Here is a 16,614-nt window from a genome sequence, read left to right as displayed (position 1 = left end):
TATTCTTGAGATGTAAGTTTCTATCACGCCGTGGGGGCAGGCTTCGTGTCATCTTTTGGGTTCACCTTTTTGTCGCGCAAGGCGCTGGGCCAGGCTGAACAAATGATGTTCGGCGGCGCAGCGGGGGTGCGCGATGAGGTCGGATTCCTCATCGTCCACCAGCGCTATGCCGATCACTTCTTCCCCGGCACGTCGGTTCTGCACACACGGCTGCGCTACGCGCTTCTCATCCCTTGGCTTTACCAAAGCCTTCGGACGAAGCGCCCTGTCCCCAAGGACTTTGGCCAAGCCTTCTCCGATCTCGAACATGAGCTGACCGGCCGCCTCAAATATATCGATGGGGTGGGCGGTGAGAAAGATGGCGTGATCGGAGGCGAAGTTTTCCCCCGCGTGATCAGCCAGCCGCCAGCCTATGTCTATTGGACGGCTCTGGCTAAATGGGGACTGATCGGCGCCCGCCCTGATGGCCGGCCGTGGAGCCGCCCGGATATGGCGAAGCTCCTGGCAGCTTCCGGCAAACGCGCCCTCCATGACGATGACGGGAAGCCCTTCGAGACAGTGGCCTGGCCAATCTCGGGGTTGATCGATGCCCCCGGCGACTGGGATGGCGGAGGAAAGCTCACACTCGACCTTTTGCCGCCGGAGCAGATCTATCTCGCAACCAAGCTGCGCGCCGTTCGCTCGCCGACTGATCCGGGCGAGCCATCGCTCTTGTCGAAGCTGGTCGGAAAGCCTCTCGGCGAGGCCGATCACTGCTGGGACAGCGAAATTCTCGCACTTGCCGGTAAGGAGGCCGCCATGCTGAAGCGGGCCGGCCAGGCGGCGGCGCTGTCCGCGATTGGCAGGGCAATTTATGCGGCTCAGGTCGAGACACTCAAGGAAACACGCGACAAGCGACCACAGCCAAATTTGCACCGCGCAGCGCTGAAAGACGCAGTCGAGCAATGGGGCGGGCTGGCCGCCCGGCTGGATATGGACCTGTTTCTCGCCGAAATCGGGCACCTCCCGCCTGCGGTTGAGGGCGTTTTGCAAGAAACTTCGGCCTGGGTTCGGGCAAATAGCAAGGATCCGATGCCGCTGCTCGACGTGTATGCGCGGGCGGAGGTCAGCAGGAAGGATGATCGCGCGCGTCTCGCCAGCAACCAGTTCGGCGTCGATCGGCGCATGGAATGGCAAGGCGAGCGCCATGGTCGCGCCGAGCCGCTCCATTATCGCTGGGGGAATGTGAAACGGCTCCTGCGTGATCTGGAAGCTGCCGCATGAGCGATCGGCAAGCTTGGCACGGCCAACCCTACCTCGACGAACTGCGGCCCGGGCGATTGGAGACGGTCAAGCTCGCGTTGTTCGCGACCTACTCGGTCGACCTGTCTGCGGTCGCCGCAGCGTTGCTCGCCCTGATTGGTCGTAACAATGACAAGGGCAGTGGAACGGCCGTCGATTTTGCCGAAGCGATCGACAGGCTGCGCGATCGCGTCAAGATCATCATCCAGCGCGGGCGGATCGCGCGCCCGGTCGCTCTCCCTCGGATCGCGGGCATCCTCGATCAGTTCATCGTTGAGCAACCCTATAATGAGCACGAGCGTAGCTGGCATCCGAAGATTGCTTTGGTTGCCTATAACTGCCCCAAAGGGGAAACCCGCTGGAATCTCTGGATTGGCAGCCGGAACCTCACGCGATCTCAGGATCTCGACGCTGGCGTTTTGCTGGACGGCAGCGAAAAGCGCGCGAAGGGGCGGGTTCGGCTCCCTGGCGTCGGTGCTCTCGGGAGCACTCTCGCACGCTGCGCATCGCGCGAGGATGCCGATGACATCTCGGAGCAACTGGAGGCGATCTGGTGGGATGCGCCAGACGGTTTTCGCCTACGCGGCCTCCTCAATGGGCTGGATGAAGGTGTTCCCTTGCCAGCGGAGCCGCCATCCGGCGCGGTCGATGGCATAACTATCATCAGCCCGTTCCTGTCGCCCGACTTTCTGAAAAAGGCGGGCAACTGGGGGGCGGCTGGTTCCAGGACGCTGATTTCGTCGATGCCGGCTCTTGCCGAAATAGCCAGCCGGTCCAGAACCTCGCTGACGGGTTTCTCGAAAATCCTGGCCTATGCGGCACCGGACGTGCTTGCTGACGAGTCCGCGCTCGCTCTGCCCGGCACCGAACCTGTGGCCGAAGATGATGTGGAGCCGGCGCCCCTCGCGCTCCATGCGAAGATCTTCTGCTTCCACTCGGGCGAGAAGACCATCTTGAGGGTCGGGAGCGCCAATGCGACCGAAAGGGCGTGGTCGGGGGGCAACTCGGAAATCATGGTCGAACTCGAGGCGGGCGAAGCGTTCGCTTCCGGCCTGGCGTTCCTGGTCGGTAAAGCGACGCCTGTCACCATAGAGGAACTCGCCGCCACGGACCTGCGCAGCACAAGTGCAGCCGATGCTCTGGAAGAGTCGCGCAAGGTGCTCATGGCCTCCTGGGACCCGGTTCTGCGCCGCGACGGGGAATGCTTCTCTCTCGACGCGCGGGCGGTTCCTTCGCTCGCCTACCCCGACCATGTGCTGCACGCCGGATCTGCAAATGGCGACCTGCTGTCTTGGCCGACCGATGCCTTCAGCCTCGGTCTTGGATCGATCCCGTTGTCACTCCAGTCTGCCTTCATTCAGGTCCGGATAAGCGGCCCAGACGGCGCTTTACGATGGATGCAGCGCGTCACCGTCGATCCGCCTCTCGAAGAGCAGCGGGATCTAGCCGCGCTGGCCAGCCACATGGGACTTCGCGCGTTTCATGACTGGATGCGTGCGATGCTCGGCGGCGACACGCTTCCGGTCGGTGGCGGTGCATGGGATGAAGATGTCGGATCGCGGGGCAACCGCCCCCATAGCCTGGGTTATGACCGCCTCACACTGGAGGATATTCTCACGGCTTGGGCACGCGACCGAAAAGCCTTCGGCCGGGTCGATCGCCATTTTGCGCCCTATGTGGATGCGCTTCTCGCCCACGGCGAAAATCTGAGCGAAGCGGAGAGAACTGACTTGAACGAACTCGCTCAGATCTGGGCCATCGCGCGCACCCGGCTTGCCTCATGAGCGCAAGATCGAAACCCTTCCAGGCCGCGACGGTCAAGGCTGCAACTGTCGCCCTGTCGGGAGGCAACCCACTGCGCCGGTTCCTTGTCGCGGACGAAGTCGGCCTCGGGAAAACCGTCGTCGCCCGAGACACGCTTGCGGCGCTGGCGAGCAAAGTACGCAAGTTTACCGTCTATTATATTACGAGCGGGCTCAAAGTCGCGGACCAGAACAAGGTCGAACTGCTGCGCTTCCTTGAGAAGGACGAAGCCAAGGACGCACTCTCCGTCATCGACCGCGTCGGTCTCATTCCGTTCGAGGAAAAGCGCAAGGGAAAGCTGCGGCTTTATGCCTTTACGCCGACCACATCATTCTCCAGCTCGCAGCGCCTCTACGGCGGAAAGGCAGTCGAGCGCGCGTTCATCAAGCTCCTGTTGGACGAACTATACCCCGGCCTGACCGCCGCCTTTCCTGAAGGCTATGTCGAATATGGCGCAACGTCCGGCTGGCGATGGGCGTGCGAGGAGGCTCAGGGCAAATTCGACAATGTCTCCGCCCTCTTCAAGGCGGCCTATGGCCGAGCGTTGCGCGCGGAATTTGGCAAGCCGGCCCGCGAAAACATTCTGCACGCGATCGATACGAGCAAACATGGTCAGAGCTTGGGCCGGATGCGGAAGGCGCTCGCTCAAGCCGCTCTGGATTCCGCCCCGCCCGATCTCGTAATTTTCGACGAGTTCCAATGCTATCGCGAACTGCTCAATGCAGGCGCCGATAATCCCCAGGCGCGTCAACTGCTGGCAGGAACAGATGGCGGGACGCCGCCGCCGATCCTCCTCCTGTCCGCCACACCCTACCGTTTCTATGCCGAGCGCTGGGAAAGCGGCTCTGGGGCTGCCCCCCATGTCGAATTTTTCGAGATTATCGAATTTCTGGGCGGGTCGGCTGTACGCGCCGAGGCCGAATCCCAATTTCGTCGTTTTGGCGATCTGTTGCATTTGATCGGCCACCTGCCGCCCGATAGCCGCACGGCGGCGATCCAAGAGGCGCAAGCGCTCAAGCACCATCTCGAAGCGCTTCTTACACCACTCATGTCGCGGACCGAGCGTCCGGTTTCCGACCATGCCGGAGAGCCTGCGCCGCCGTCCGTAAGGATCGAGCCCCACGATCTCGACGTCTATCGCCATTTCACCGACCATGTGTCGCCCAAGCTCGCAGGCAGCGCGATCGCCTACTGGCTGTCAGTGCCACTCCCTGCGCAAGCGTTGGGGGACCGATACCAGATTTCTCGCGACATAGATTTTCCGGCCACGCGCAGCGTCCCTCGGCTCGGAGTCACCAATTGCTTCAAGCCACCCAAAGAGGGTTGGGGAAGCGCCAAGCTCCGTGCCCTCAACGGCCTTGTGCCAACGGAGGCCCTTGCCCTCCCGTGGGTGTTGCCGTCGCTGACTTGGTGGGCGCCTTCCGGCCCATGGGCGAAGGTAACGCAATCGCCCAAGATGCTGATCTTCAGCCGGTTCAGGGCCACACCGCAAAGCCTGGCAGCCCTTGTCAGCCTTGAGGTCGAGCGCAAATGCGTGGCGAAAAGCAATCTTCCCTACGCTGCCGCGTGGAAGAAACGCCACCTGAACCCGAAGCCGAACCAAGGCCCCACGCTCGCCCTGTTTCACCCGAGTCCTTTCCTGATCCGCGCTGTCGAGCCCCTAGATGTGAAGGGCAAGGCTGCGATCAAGCAGATCAGGGCCAGGGCGCGGCAGCAGATCATTCAGGCGCTACCCCCGTCCATCGCGCCGGAGGCTCCGAATGCGCGAAGCAACCGACGGCGCAAACCGGCGTGGGCGATCCTCGCGGCCATTGAGCGCGCGCAAAAAGCGCCGCTGGCTCGGGAGTTCGCGGCGGTCCAGAAGAACTGGGGTCGGGTCGCCCCGAAGGATGCAACACTTCAAACCTTGCTCAAGCAGCGCCAAGAGGCCGAGGCGATCACCTGGCTAAGCCGATGGGAGCTGGACGCTCTGGTGGATATGGCTCTCGGCGCCCCTGGCGTCGTGACGGGCCGAGCACTCTCTCGCCACCTTCCTGAGCTTTTCGATTACCAGGAGCAGCATTTCGCGCGGCTTGTGCGCTTCTGCTGGACGAGGCTGCGCACCTATCTGGATCGCCCCGTTTTCTGGTCGATCTTGCCCGGTGAGGACGCCACGCAGAAATATCAGAATGCGTGCGTTGATGGCTGCCTGGAAGCCGTCCTCGACGAACATTTCTGGCTGCGCAAATCCAAGGTCAATCCTGATGGACTGATCGAGGATCTGTCGGCGGCGCTTGCAGCAAACGTCGGCACTTTCGGGTTCAAGGGCGCGAAGAAAAAGGACAAGATCCGTATCCGCTGTCACGCTGCGGTGCCGTTTGGGGGCACTGAGACAGAGACGCATCGGCAGGATCATGATGTCAATGAACCGCCACCGGCGCGCTCTGAGGAAATCCGCAGCGCGTTCAATACGCCGTTCTGGCCCCATGTCCTGGCAACGACCTCTGTCGGACAGGAAGGTCTCGACTTCCATAGCTGGTGCGACCGGCTGGGCCACTGGGATCTTTGTTCCAGCCCGGTTGACCTGGAGCAACGAGAAGGTCGCGTCCAGCGCTTCGGCGGACTGACTGTCCGGCAACCGCTCGCCCGAAAACTAGGCGAACAAGCGTTGGCGCAGGCACGCGGCCAAGCATCGTCGCCGTGGGACATCATCGCACGCGACGCCGACAAGGCGTTCGCGGACGACAAAACCGGCCTCAGCCCCTGGTGGGCGATGGAAGGTGCGGAACTGAAGCGACATTTGTTCGCGCTTCCCCAAAGTCGCGATATTGATCGATTCGCAAAGTTGAGGACGCAGAGGCTGCTCTATCGCCTTGCTTTGGGGCAGCCGGACCAGGAGGATCTTGTCGATCTCCTGACCCATCACGACGTGGAAACGACGCGGTCGCTGCAAGCATTGACCCTCGATCTGTCGGCATTCTCACGACAGAAGCACCGCGATGAATAACGTGCGTGCCGGCCGGCGCGTCCGGCACGCACGTCCTGCTCATGCGGGGGAAGCGCCCCCTCATGCGGCTGGCTATATGTGGACCAGCCTGGTGGGCTTCATGCGGGTTCGCCGCCATTCCCACCACCATGCTTGATCCGCCCCACGGTGCGGCTTCTCCCATGGTCCCCGCGCTTATCGGGTCCGGGTCCCCATATCTGACTCAGGCGCCCGGCGTTTCCGCGATCGGGCCGAGCGTGTCGATCTCGGCAATCTTCTGAAACTCGCTGAGATAGTCCTGTTGATGGGTCGCCAGCCAGCGAACCACCCTGTTGTTCGCCAGTAGCTTGGCGACATAGCCGCGGGCGACGGTCAGATGCAGATTGTCGATGCCGTAGGTTTCCTCGACAGACTTCACCTGGGTCTGGAGCGCCGCCAACTCGCGTTCCATGCGGGCGATCTGCTGGCCCGAGGGCGTTGGCTTGCCTCCCCCTTTTCCTTTGCGGGTGGCGGCGAGTTGGTTCTCGGACGTCGCCGCACGCAGCGCACGCGCAAACATCACGGTGAAATTGTTCTGGCCGATCATCAGGTCTGCGGCTTCGATCTGCCTGACCGACGTCATCTGGCGCAGGATGTCGAACACCTTCATCGAACAGGGCGTATCCTTCAGCATCTCGGCCGCCTCGGGGCTGATCCCTTCCAGGAGCCGGAAACGCCGCAGCACGGACTCAACCTGAAGGTTCAATGCGGTGGCAATGTCGGTCGATGACACGCCCCGGTCCATTGCCCGCACGATCATCCGATGCTCCTGGATCGGCGGGATGCGATTGACGCGCTTGTTGTAGGTGTAGGTGTCGTCGTCAGCTGCAAGCAGGCACTCGACCTCGGAGATCCCGAGTTCCTTGAGCGCCTCAAGCCGCAGATGACCATCGAGGAGAAACCAGGTTCCGGCATTCTTTTCGTCTGCCATGACGACGGGCGCTTCGATCAGGCCGATCGCTTTGATCGAACTCAGCACCTGCGAATAGGATCGGCTCTCCCTGGCGCCGGGCGGCAACGTCTTCAGCGGAACGATCGCCGCAACGGGGATCGTCAGAAAATCGCGGTCGAAGCCAAAATGGATACGGCCGTCATCCTGATCCTTCGGTTCTTCAGTCATGACCGTCTCCCGACACGCGGACCTTAAGCGCGCGTGGCATGGTCGCCAGCCCCTCCGCCCTCAACAGATTGATGAAACCGTCATTGCCGAGCAGATCCTTCAGCGCCTCGACGACGAACAGCAGCCGGGTCTGGGTGAAGTCCGACTTCTTGACCAGCAGACGCTGCTTTTCCGCCTCCCGCTGGTAGACCTGCATGAGATCGGCGGCCGTCATCCGACGGACGCCGGTGCCCTTTCGGCCCAACCGCCCGACAGGCAATCCACCCTTGCGCTGGCTGCGCATCCGCATTTCCAGCAGACGACGAACCGCGGCGAGTTTCTTGCCCCGAAGCTTGCCGGTCTCATAGGCGTCGAGGAGCAGGTTTTGCGCCTCTTCCGTTTCGGCTTTGGAAATCTCCATTGCCAAGGTGATCGGAATGAGCCCGGTTTCGACGGCGGACACCAGCCGTTCCTCGCCACGCTCGAGTAGCGACGCAATCATGTTCACCCAGGATGCCCCGACACCGATCTTCTCCGCGATGGCAGCATCGTTGAAGCCACGAGATCGTAGCGCGCCGATCTCCTTCATGAGGTCGATGGGCCGCGGCGTGCGCCGGGCGATATTCTCGACCAGGCTCATGACGAGGCACTCGCTTTCGCTGGCCTCGATCACCACGGCCGGAATCTCGGTCTGACCAAGCATCTGGAAGGCTTCCAACCGGCCCTCACCACAGACGAGATCATATCTCGGCCCGCCTGCGCCATCGCGGCGGCTCACCGTGATCGGCCTCTTCAAGCCGATGGCTTCGATGTTGTTCACGATCTCCCGATGCTGGCGCTTGTTGCGTGCACGAGGGTTCAGAACCGTGATCCGGGAGATAGGGATCATTTCGATCTTGTTCGGTCGAACAGCAGGCATCAGGCGGCCTCCCCAAGAGGAACAGGCGCGGCGATGTCATAGAGAAGCTCAAGGTCGTCGACGCGGTAGGCATCGAGCGCGAGCGCATTCTCCTCTCCTAGCCGCAGCTTTTCTGAGAGCATGTCAATGCGGGGGAACAGATAGAAGTCGAACGGCGCGCGATTGGCTCTATCCATCCGCGCGACAATCGTGATGTCGGGCGCGAGCGAGGTATCGAAGTGCAGGTTCCACCGAAGGAGCCCGGTCGGCGTCTCGATGCACCGCGCGATCACCAACGAGACGCTGAACTCACCGTTGACGACTATCCGGTCGGCCTCGAGATCCTGCCAGGCATCGCTGCCCGTTGCCCGCAATCCGTCGAGCACCTCACGAAGAATACCAGGATGGAGCTTTCGCAGTTCGCGGTTGACTTCAACGTAGCGGTAATCGCGATCCGGCGTGAAGCCCACGAGACCGTAGGCGCGAAGCAGGCTGCCAAAGCGGGAGCTGTAGGCGCTGCTGGACGGCATCCCATCGGATTCGTCGATGACGATGCCGGAGAGCAAACCCTTTTGCTGATAAAGCGCCCTTAGAGATTGCAGCATCTCTTCGTCGCTCAGCCGGAAGGAGCGCACACCGATGATGGTCTTGGCCGCCTCGAACAGTTCGCGTTCGATGACGGCCGCAAACGCATCCTGCGCCCTGATCCACATACCGGGATCGTTCCGGACGCGCTTCTTCTTCAGCTTGAAAGAGCGGCGGTTCCATACGTTGTCGCCGACATATTTCTCGTTGATGAGAATCTGGTGGACGGTTCCCCTGGTCCAGGGTCGCCCAAGGTCGGTGGAAATACCCCGCCTGTTGAGATCAGCCGCGATCTCGCTCTCGCTATACCCTTGATGGACGAACGCCCGGTAGATTTCGCGAACCAGATCGACTTCCTCGGCGGGGCCGAGTGTCAGGATCACGCGGTCAAGCTGGAGACTCTTCTGCTCGCCGCGTTCAAGACATCCCTTGATAGCGCCGTGCTCATCGATGAGCGTTCGCCGTAGTCCAAAACCCGCCGGGCCTCCCTGACGATACCCTTTCTCGATCAGGCGCCCTTGGCCGGCGAAAACCTTGACGGAAAGCTCACGGCTATATTCCCCGGCCATGGCGCTCTTCACGCCCTTGATGATGGCCGCGATCGGGCTTCCGTCATTCTCGAACTGTTCGGCGCAGTATTGGACACGCACGCCGGCGCGCTTGCAGATATATTCGTAGTAGGCGCTTTCGTCGGTGTCCTGGAAGCGCCCCCAGCGGCTCACGTCGTAGACGAGGATCATCTCAAAGTCGGCGCGGCCTTCCACAACGTCCGCGATCAGCCGCTTGAACGCATCACGACCATCGACGCTGAGCCCGCTCTTTCCTTCGTCGGCGTAGGTACAGACGATCTCGATTCCGCGCGCCTCGGCATAGTGCTTAATCGCGTCGGATTGGTTTTCCGTCGAATACTTCTGATGATCCGTCGACATGCGGACGTATTCGGCAGCCCGAAGAGGACGTGCGGGCTGCTCTGACCGATCATTATCGTAGTCTCTCCGGCTCATCACATTACGCCTCACGAACTTGCCTGCGGCGGTCCGGGCGACCTACCGCCGCAGCGCATGACGGGCCTCTGCCGTCACTCCGCACTGGAACAGTTTAGCTGCGGAGAAAACGGAAGATGTTGCCGAAAACGGGCAGGAAATTACCCCTATGGACAGGCGTTCTTGGCGGACGCGAAGTCTATGCGCGGACCATCGCTGAGCTGCTACGCAAAGAGCATGGCGACAGTCGCCGCGCGATTAAGCAGCTCATGCGCCAGACGGACGCAAGCGAGCGAACCGTCAAGCACTGGCTCTCAGGCCAGCACGGGCCAGACAGCGTCTATTTCCTGCGGCTGGTGGTCTCGTCCCCAGTCATCAGGGCCTTCGTTCTCGGCCTGATTGATGGGCCGGCAGCCATCCCGCTGACCGGGCCGGTGGATCGCATTTCCCTGGTCAGAGCGCGCGAAGCCTATGCCGCCGGGGAAGCCGCAGGGGGACGATCGGCAACGGGCGCGCGGAAAAATGTCCCTGAACGTGTCCCTGAACGCGACCCTATAAATGTCCCTGATCGGGCCGAACTCAACGAGCGGCAGCACTGGTTTCTCGACCGAGTCGCGGCAGGTCGAAGTGACGCACGGGATATTGTGGCAATGTGGGCGGTTAGCCTGAAAACCGCGCGTCGGGACATCGCCGCGCTCAAGGTGGCTGGTCTCATATACTACGTCGGCTCACGCCGGAAGGGCCGGTATCGACGATCATCCAAATGAACCGATTGGAGGTCTGGCTGGGCGCGGCGATGGCCGCGCCTTATCCGATATGCACGCCAGAGCGCGATACCGTTCTACGCCCCTCAATCCGGGCTTTCTTTCAACGTCGTCTATCGACTTCTATCCGTTGAACCCAATGGCTGACGGAGTCCTCTGATGAAATCACAAGAACCTCCCGCCGTGACACGGACCATCCGGCGCCATGAGCTTCGGCAAATCGTCCCGTTGGCCGACACGACCATCTACGACATGGAGCAGCGCGGTGAATTTCCGCAGCGCTTCTATCTTACGTCTCGCTGCGTGGTGTGGGACCTCGCCGAAGTCGAAGCCTGGCTCGAGGAGCGCCGCCGCGCCTCGCGCGCGAAAACCGTGAAACGCGCACCCATGCCCGATGTCCAACTTCGCAAGACCCGCCCCATCAAACATCCGGCTCGGGCGTAAGCAGGTCCATTGTCGGCGGATAAAGGGTCGGCGTGTATTTCTCCCCCACGACCCAAGCGTCCACGATGTTGGACCATTCCTGGATCATGTGCCGGCGCTGATGCTCATATTCCGCCTTGTTGTAGATGCCCCGTGAGGATCGGCCATCCTCGTGCGCCAAGCACTTCTCGATCCAGTCGCTGTTGAAGCCCAGTTCGTTCAGCAGAGTCGAGCCGGTGCGTCGGAGATCGTGAACCGTAAAGGACTCCAGCGGCATTCCTTCCTTCTTGGCCCGCACCACCACCGCCGTCGTGACCCGATTGAACGTGGCCCGCGACATCGGCGCGTCAGCGTCGTAGCGCGACGGCAGGACGTATTTCGAGTTACCGGCGCAGGTCTTGAGAGCGATGAAGATGTCGAGCATTTGCTGCGATAGATAGACGTTGTGCGCCTTCGAGCGCTTCATTCGCTCCTTGGGGATCGACCAGACGGCGTTCTCAAAATCGACCTCGTCCCAGACTGCATCCTGCAATTCGCTCTTTCGCACCATCGAGAGCAGAATCAGCTTTATCCCGAGACGGATCGTTGGCAGCGTCGGGACATGCTCAAGCTGTCCGAGCATGATGCGGATCTCCGCGGGAGATAGCGACCTGTCCTTCGGCACGAAGGTTGCGATCGACGATGGGCCAACCTCGTCGGCCGGGTTGGCGACCTTCTCCCCGTGCAGGATGGCGAAGGCGAATACCAACTTCACAATGTCTCTGACGTGGACCGCTGTTGCCGGCGCCCCGCGTTCCTTTACCTTCGCGCACAACCCGCGCAGATCCTCCGGCAGGATCTCGGTTAGCAGTCGATTGCGAAACGCCGGGAGGATGTCGCGCTCGAAGATCGACCGCCGCATCGCGCGTGTACTGTCCGCCATCCTCGCTTCCTGAAGCCAGCGCTTGCCGAACTGGCCGAAGCTCTTGGTTTCCTTGATCCTCCGCTTCTCGCGCTGCTTTTCCTGCGCCGGCGAGCGACCCTCGGAAATCGCGCGCCTGGCATCAATCAGCTTCTCGCGCGCCCTGGCCAGAGACAGACCCGCCGGGCCATAACGACCCAACGTCAAGGTCTCCCGACGGCCGTTGAGCCGGTAGTCCAAGCGGAACACGATTGAACCCGAAGGTTGGACCACGACGTACATACCGTCACGATCCACAATCTTGTATAATTTATCTTTTGGTTTCAGTGCCTTGATGGCGGCGTCGGTCAGCATCTGCACCCTCCAGATCGGTCAAAAAATGCAGGAGAGCACCCAATTATACCGTCAGGCCAAAATTGGGCCGCCTGACAGGATTTTTATTCAGCAATTACAAGTGTTTAGGCCAAAAGATATACCGTCAGAAGCTCTCTTGCCCCTGACGGTATATGCGTTTTTCGGTTGAGACAAGACGCGCCATACCGCCAGCCATACCGTCAAACGGGAGGCTAACCCGGCGATAGATGCTGAAAGTCTCAGAGAGATTTTTTCAGCATTTTCATTGGCTTATGTCGTATTGTAGCGTGATTTCGGATACGCCCGGAGGGGCAAAAATTATTCCCACTCAATCGTGCCCGGCGGCTTGCTGGTGATGTCGTAGGTCACGCGGTTGATACCGCGCACCTCGTTGATGATGCGGGTGGCGACGCGGCCCAGGAACTCGTGGCTGAAGGGGTAGTAGTCGGCGGTCATGCCGTCCACCGAGGTCACGGCGCGCAGCGCGCACGCGTAGTCGTAGGAGCGGCCGTCGCCCATGACGCCGACGGTGCGCACCGGCAGCAGCACGGCGAAGGCCTGCCAGATGACATCGTACAGGCCGGCGTTGCGGATTTCCTCCAGGTAGACCGTGTCGGCCTTGCGCAGGATTTCCAGCTTCTCGGGCGTGATCTCACCGGGGATGCGGATGGCCAGGCCGGGCCCCGGGAAGGGATGGCGGCCGATGAAGGCCTTGGGCAGGCCCAGCTCCACGCCCAGGCGGCGCACCTCATCCTTGAACAGTTCGCGCAGCGGCTCCACCAGCTTCAGGTTCATCCGCTCCGGCAGGCCGCCCACATTGTGGTGCGACTTGATGGTGACGCTGGGGCCGCCGGTGAAGCTGACGCTCTCGATGACGTCGGGGTACAGCGTGCCCTGGGCCAGGAAGCCGGCGCCGCCGATCTTCTTGGCCTCGGCATCGAAGATCTCGATAAAGGTGGCGCCGATGGTCTTGCGCTTCACCTCCGGGTCGCTGACGCCGGTCAGCTTGCCCAGGAACAGGTCGGCCGCGTCCACATGCACCAGCGGAATGTTGTAGTGGTCGCGGAACAGGGTCACCACCTCATCCGCCTCGCCGGCGCGCATCAGGCCGGTATCGACGAAGATGCAGGTCAGCTGGTCGCCGATGGCCTCGTGGATCAGCACGGCGGCAACGGAGCTATCGACGCCGCCGGACAGGCCGCAGATGACCTTGCCGGTGCCGACCTGGGCGCGGATCTTCTCGATGGCCTGAGCCTTGAAGGCGGCCATGGTCCAGCTGCCCGACAGGCCGGAGACGGAGAACAGGAAGTTGCGGATGAGCGCGTCGCCATGCGGGGTGTGCACCACCTCGGGATGGAACTGCACGGCATAAAAGCGGCGGCTGTCGTCGGCGATGATGGCGTAGGGCGCGCCCTCGCTGGTCGCCACGATGCGGAAGCCCTCCGGCAGCTTGGCGACGCGGTCGCCATGGCTCATCCACACCTGCTCGCGGGCGCCCACCTGCCACACGCCCTCGAACAGGGCGCAGGGCTCCTTCACATCGACGAAGGCGCGGCCGAACTCCCGGGTCTCGCCCGGCTCGACCTTGCCGCCCAGCTGCTCGCACATCGTCTGCTGGCCGTAGCAAATGCCCAGTACGGGCACACCCTTGGTGAAGACGATGCCCGGCGCGCGCGGGCTGCCCTCTTCCGTCACCGACGCCGGGCTGCCCGACAGGATGATGGCCTTGGGCCCATAGGCCTGGATGGCCGCCTCGCTCATGGAATAGGGGTGGATCTCGCAGTACACCCCCGCCTCGCGGACCCGCCGGGCGATGAGCTGGGTCACCTGCGACCCGAAATCGAGAATGAGGACCCGATCGGACATCGTCTCTGTGGCCATGGGCTTATCCCTATCATTGGGGGTTGCGAGGGTGGCCGCACGCTAGTCCAAGGCACCCCGGCACGGCAAGCGTTGGACAGGCAAGGGCCCCCCGCGCCGAACGCGGGAGAACGAACCGGCCGGACGGGGGCCGGCTGGACTTTAGTTTGTTATTTTGCTAAGTAACGAAATATAACCTTTCCGTGGAGCTTCCATGCATCCCCTCCTCCGCCGTTTTCTGGCCGCCGCCCTGATCCTCATGGCGCCGGCGGCATGGGCCCAATCCCCCGACACGTCCGATACCGAGGTCAGCCTGGAGGACGGCGGCGGTTCATCCCTTTACGGCTCCCTGATGCGGCCTGCGGGCTGGACGGGCGGCGTCGCGGTGCTGATGCAGGCGGGGTCCGGCCCCTCGGACCGCGACGGCAATTCCACCCTGCTGACGGTGCGCGGCAACCTGCTGAAGCTGATCGCCCAAGGGCTGGCCGCCGAGGGCGTCGCCAGCCTGCGGGTGGACAAGCGTTGCATCGCCAAGAGTGCCGCCGCCTGCCCTGGCGAGGACAAGCTGCGCTTCTCCACCTACATCGACGACATGGCGGCCTGGGCCCGCTATCTGGCGCGCCAGCCCCAGGTGCGCTGCGTCATGCTGCTGGGCCATTCGGAGGGCGCCACCATCGCCACCCTGGCGGCGGCGCAACTGGTCAAGGAGAAGGTGCCGGTTTGCGGCGTGCTGTCGCTGGCCGGCGCCGGACGGCCCTTCGGCGACATCCGCCTGCAGCAGATCCGCGACCGCGGCGCCCCGCCGGCCATCCTGGACAAGGTGACGGCGATCGAGGCGGCGCTGAAGGAAGGCCGCACGGTGGAGGACGTGCCGCCGGCCCTGCGGGTGCTCTACCGCCCCGCCATCCAGCCCTACCTCATTTCCCAGGGGGCCGTCAGCCCGACGCAAGCGGCGGCGGCCCTGACGGTGCCGCTGCTGGTGCTGCAGGGCGACACCGACCTGCAGGTGACGGTCGAGGACGCCCGCCTGCTGGCCCAGGCGCAGCCGGCCGCCACCTTGGCCCTCATTCCCGGCGCCAACCACATGCTGAAGATCGCGCCGGCGAACCCCAAAGCCAACATCGCCACCTACGCCGATCCCACCCTGCCCTTGGCCCCCGGCGTGATTGAGGCCGTCACCGACTTCATCCACCAGGCGGCGCCCGGGAATTAGCATCCATCTCTTGCGCGCGCCCCTTGCGCCCCGGCAGGCACATCCCCATCCATAGCGAAATTGATTGATGGACCCCACCGTGGCCGACCTGAGCCTGCTCGACAATCCCGTCTGGAACGCGCTGACTACGGCGCACCACACCCTAGGGCAGGTGCGCGGCCTGGCTGCGCGCTATCAGGACGACATTTCCCCCCTGGCGGGTTTGGCCGGGCCCACGGCGGCGGCGCTGGCCAATCTGGCGGCCCTGGTGCCGTCGGGCCGGGGCGTCGGCGTGGTCAGCCCGGTGGCGCTGGACATTCCGACTGGAGCTTGGCAGGTGCTGCGTGCACGGGAGATCGACCAGATGGTGTGCGAAGCCCTGGCGCCCCAGCCCGCCACCCCCGCGATCCGCCTGACCGCCGCCGACGTGCCCGACATGGTGGATTTGGCCAAGCGGACGGAGCCGGGACCCTTCCTGGACGGCACCATCCGCATGGGCGCCTATTTCGGCCTGCGCAGCCCGGACGGGCGGCTGATGGCCATGACCGGTCAGCGCATGCGCCTGCCCGGCTTGCGCGAGGTCAGCGCCGTCTGCACCGATCCGGATTTTCGGGGCCGGGGCCTGGCCTTGGCCCTGGTCAGTGCCGTGGCCGCCGGCATCATTGCGGAAGGCGAGATCCCCTTCCTGCATGTGAAGACGGAGAACGAAGGCGCCAAGCGGGTCTATGAGAAGCTGGGCTTCCGCGTGCGGCGGGCCGTGCACTTCATCGTGTTGCGGCGACTCTGACCCTACCCGCTCACCTCTCGCTGTACGATGACAGCCGGGCGAGTGGCGCCAAATCCAGCCAGCCGTAGGCGACCTCGGTCAGGCGGGCGCCGGCGAAGGTGATGGGCTGTTCCGCTAGGCGGCTGCCGCCCAGGCGCTCGTAAAACCAGCGGGCGGGGTTGTCGCGCAGCACCCAGACGCAGGCGGAGCGCATGCCCGAACTCATCAGTTCGGTGGCCATGGCGGCCATCAAGCGGCGGCCGTGGCCCTGGTTCTGGGCGTGGTCGTAGAGGTAGATGGCGTAGAACTCGCCCTCGTATCCCCGCATCTCAGTGCGTTGGGGGCCACAGGTGGCGAAGCCCACCACGCCCGTGGCCGGCAGGCCGTCGGCGGCGATGTTCTCCCCCATGGCGACGAAGGTGCGGCGCTGGCGCCCGGCCAACAGGCCGCGCCAGCGCGCGGCATGCGCCTCGGGCGACAGGCCCACCAGGTAATCGTCGGGCAATTGCCCCGGATAGGTCGTGCGCCAGCTGGCGACGTGGACGCGGGCGATGGCCGCGGCGTCCGCCACCGTGGCAGGCCGCACCAAACCGATTTCCGCCGGACCGTGAGCCATGGGCCGCCCCTCGTTCCCGTTACCGTCCGCACCATCCTGCCGCAGAAGCGCGCGCCCCGCCAGAGGGGGACGCGCCAAACGGAAC

General features: G+C 63.2%; 13 protein-coding genes. 7 read left to right on the top strand and 6 right to left on the bottom strand.

The annotated features are described in order from the left end of the window. The first annotated feature begins 69 nt into the window (after positions 1-69). From FBZ89_RS22315 to FBZ89_RS22305, 3 genes are read left to right on the top strand one after another with little or no spacing between them, the layout of a single operon-like run. Positions 70-1,263, top strand: a complete 1,194-nt coding sequence (locus FBZ89_RS22315; RefSeq protein WP_211115313.1) for a DUF6361 family protein — start codon at positions 70-72, stop codon at positions 1,261-1,263. Further along, positions 1,260-3,065, top strand: a complete 1,806-nt coding sequence (locus FBZ89_RS22310; RefSeq protein ID WP_145752304.1) for a phospholipase D family protein — start codon at positions 1,260-1,262, stop codon at positions 3,063-3,065. Before FBZ89_RS22315 ends, FBZ89_RS22310 begins: the two co-directional genes overlap by 4 nt. Continuing rightward, on the top strand, positions 3,062-6,070 hold the full coding sequence (locus FBZ89_RS22305) for a helicase (protein WP_145752302.1): 3,009 nt from the start codon (positions 3,062-3,064) through the stop codon (positions 6,068-6,070). Before FBZ89_RS22310 ends, FBZ89_RS22305 begins: the two co-directional genes overlap by 4 nt. 202 nt (positions 6,071-6,272) lie before the next feature. Here the strand turns inward: FBZ89_RS22305 and FBZ89_RS22300 are convergent, their stop codons facing one another. Genes FBZ89_RS22300 through FBZ89_RS22290 form a run of 3 tightly spaced genes read right to left on the bottom strand, consistent with a single transcriptional unit; the run spans position 6,273 to position 9,674 of the window. Continuing rightward, a complete protein-coding gene (locus tag FBZ89_RS22300; RefSeq protein WP_145752300.1) occupies positions 6,273-7,208 on the bottom strand; it encodes a plasmid partitioning protein RepB C-terminal domain-containing protein in 936 nt (311 codons plus the stop codon). Continuing rightward, complete coding sequence (locus FBZ89_RS22295) at positions 7,201-8,106, bottom strand: plasmid partitioning protein RepB C-terminal domain-containing protein (protein WP_145752298.1); 906 nt, start codon at positions 8,104-8,106, stop codon at positions 7,201-7,203. The genes FBZ89_RS22300 and FBZ89_RS22295 overlap by 8 nt, the downstream gene beginning before the upstream one ends. Beyond that, complete coding sequence (locus FBZ89_RS22290; protein WP_281292039.1) at positions 8,106-9,674, bottom strand: recombinase family protein; 1,569 nt, start codon at positions 9,672-9,674, stop codon at positions 8,106-8,108. The genes FBZ89_RS22295 and FBZ89_RS22290 overlap by 1 nt, the downstream gene beginning before the upstream one ends. Before the next feature lie 116 nt (positions 9,675-9,790). Here FBZ89_RS22290 and FBZ89_RS22285 point away from each other — a divergent pair, with 116 nt between their 5' ends. Together FBZ89_RS22285 and FBZ89_RS22280 are read left to right on the top strand one after the other, a co-directional pair. Further along, entirely contained in the window at positions 9,791-10,420 is a 630-nt protein-coding gene (locus FBZ89_RS22285) for a Fic family protein (RefSeq protein WP_145752295.1), read from the top strand. Between the two features lie 156 nt (positions 10,421-10,576). Beyond that, on the top strand, positions 10,577-10,861 hold the full coding sequence (locus FBZ89_RS22280; RefSeq protein ID WP_145752293.1) for a helix-turn-helix transcriptional regulator: 285 nt from the start codon (positions 10,577-10,579) through the stop codon (positions 10,859-10,861). Here FBZ89_RS22280 and FBZ89_RS22275 read toward each other — a convergent pair. Together FBZ89_RS22275 and guaA are read right to left on the bottom strand one after the other, a co-directional pair. Beyond that, on the bottom strand, positions 10,839-12,095 hold the full coding sequence (locus FBZ89_RS22275) for a tyrosine-type recombinase/integrase (RefSeq protein ID WP_145752291.1): 1,257 nt from the start codon (positions 12,093-12,095) through the stop codon (positions 10,839-10,841). The genes FBZ89_RS22280 and FBZ89_RS22275 overlap by 23 nt on opposite strands. A gap of 318 nt (positions 12,096-12,413) precedes the next feature. After that, a complete protein-coding gene (gene guaA / locus FBZ89_RS22270; protein ID WP_145752391.1) occupies positions 12,414-13,961 on the bottom strand; it encodes a glutamine-hydrolyzing GMP synthase in 1,548 nt (515 codons plus the stop codon). A 208-nt stretch (positions 13,962-14,169) separates the two neighbouring features. On the opposite strand from guaA, the gene FBZ89_RS22265 reads away from it, so the two are divergent. Together FBZ89_RS22265 and FBZ89_RS22260 are read left to right on the top strand one after the other, a co-directional pair. After that, on the top strand, positions 14,170-15,168 hold the full coding sequence (locus tag FBZ89_RS22265) for an alpha/beta hydrolase (RefSeq protein ID WP_145752289.1): 999 nt from the start codon (positions 14,170-14,172) through the stop codon (positions 15,166-15,168). Positions 15,169-15,235: 67 nt separating this feature from the next. Further along, on the top strand, positions 15,236-15,934 hold the full coding sequence (locus FBZ89_RS22260; RefSeq protein ID WP_211115312.1) for a GNAT family N-acetyltransferase: 699 nt from the start codon (positions 15,236-15,238) through the stop codon (positions 15,932-15,934). Between the two features lie 10 nt (positions 15,935-15,944). On the opposite strand, the gene FBZ89_RS22255 is transcribed toward FBZ89_RS22260, so the two are convergent. Further along, the gene (locus FBZ89_RS22255) at positions 15,945-16,529 is read right to left on the bottom strand and encodes a GNAT family N-acetyltransferase (protein ID WP_145752287.1); all 585 of its coding nucleotides are present in this window, start codon (positions 16,527-16,529) and stop codon (positions 15,945-15,947) included. Positions 16,530-16,614 lie beyond the last annotated feature (85 nt).

It is taken from the genome of Nitrospirillum amazonense, from assembly GCF_007828045.1.
Lineage (GTDB): Bacteria > Pseudomonadota > Alphaproteobacteria > Azospirillales > Azospirillaceae > Nitrospirillum > Nitrospirillum amazonense_C.
The sequence above is the reverse complement of the archived record's forward strand: the minus strand, read 5'-3'. Positions and strand labels throughout refer to the sequence as shown.

Coding starts and splice junctions, on each gene's coding strand:
- FBZ89_RS22310 (WP_145752304.1), top strand. CDS start 1,260: ATGAGCGATCGGCAAGCTTGGCACGGCCAACCCTACCTCGACGAACTG.
- FBZ89_RS22305 (WP_145752302.1), top strand. CDS start 3,062: ATGAGCGCAAGATCGAAACCCTTCCAGGCCGCGACGGTCAAGGCTGCA.
- FBZ89_RS22300 (WP_145752300.1), bottom strand. CDS start 7,208: ATGACTGAAGAACCGAAGGATCAGGATGACGGCCGTATCCATTTTGGC.
- FBZ89_RS22295 (WP_145752298.1), bottom strand. CDS start 8,106: ATGCCTGCTGTTCGACCGAACAAGATCGAAATGATCCCTATCTCCCGG.
- FBZ89_RS22290 (WP_281292039.1), bottom strand. CDS start 9,674: ATGAGCCGGAGAGACTACGATAATGATCGGTCAGAGCAGCCCGCACGT.
- FBZ89_RS22285 (WP_145752295.1), top strand. CDS start 9,791: ATGTTGCCGAAAACGGGCAGGAAATTACCCCTATGGACAGGCGTTCTT.
- FBZ89_RS22280 (WP_145752293.1), top strand. CDS start 10,577: ATGAAATCACAAGAACCTCCCGCCGTGACACGGACCATCCGGCGCCAT.
- FBZ89_RS22275 (WP_145752291.1), bottom strand. CDS start 12,095: ATGCTGACCGACGCCGCCATCAAGGCACTGAAACCAAAAGATAAATTA.
- guaA (WP_145752391.1), bottom strand. CDS start 13,961: ATGTCCGATCGGGTCCTCATTCTCGATTTCGGGTCGCAGGTGACCCAG.
- FBZ89_RS22265 (WP_145752289.1), top strand. CDS start 14,170: ATGCATCCCCTCCTCCGCCGTTTTCTGGCCGCCGCCCTGATCCTCATG.
- FBZ89_RS22260 (WP_211115312.1), top strand. CDS start 15,236: ATGGACCCCACCGTGGCCGACCTGAGCCTGCTCGACAATCCCGTCTGG.
- FBZ89_RS22255 (WP_145752287.1), bottom strand. CDS start 16,529: ATGGCTCACGGTCCGGCGGAAATCGGTTTGGTGCGGCCTGCCACGGTG.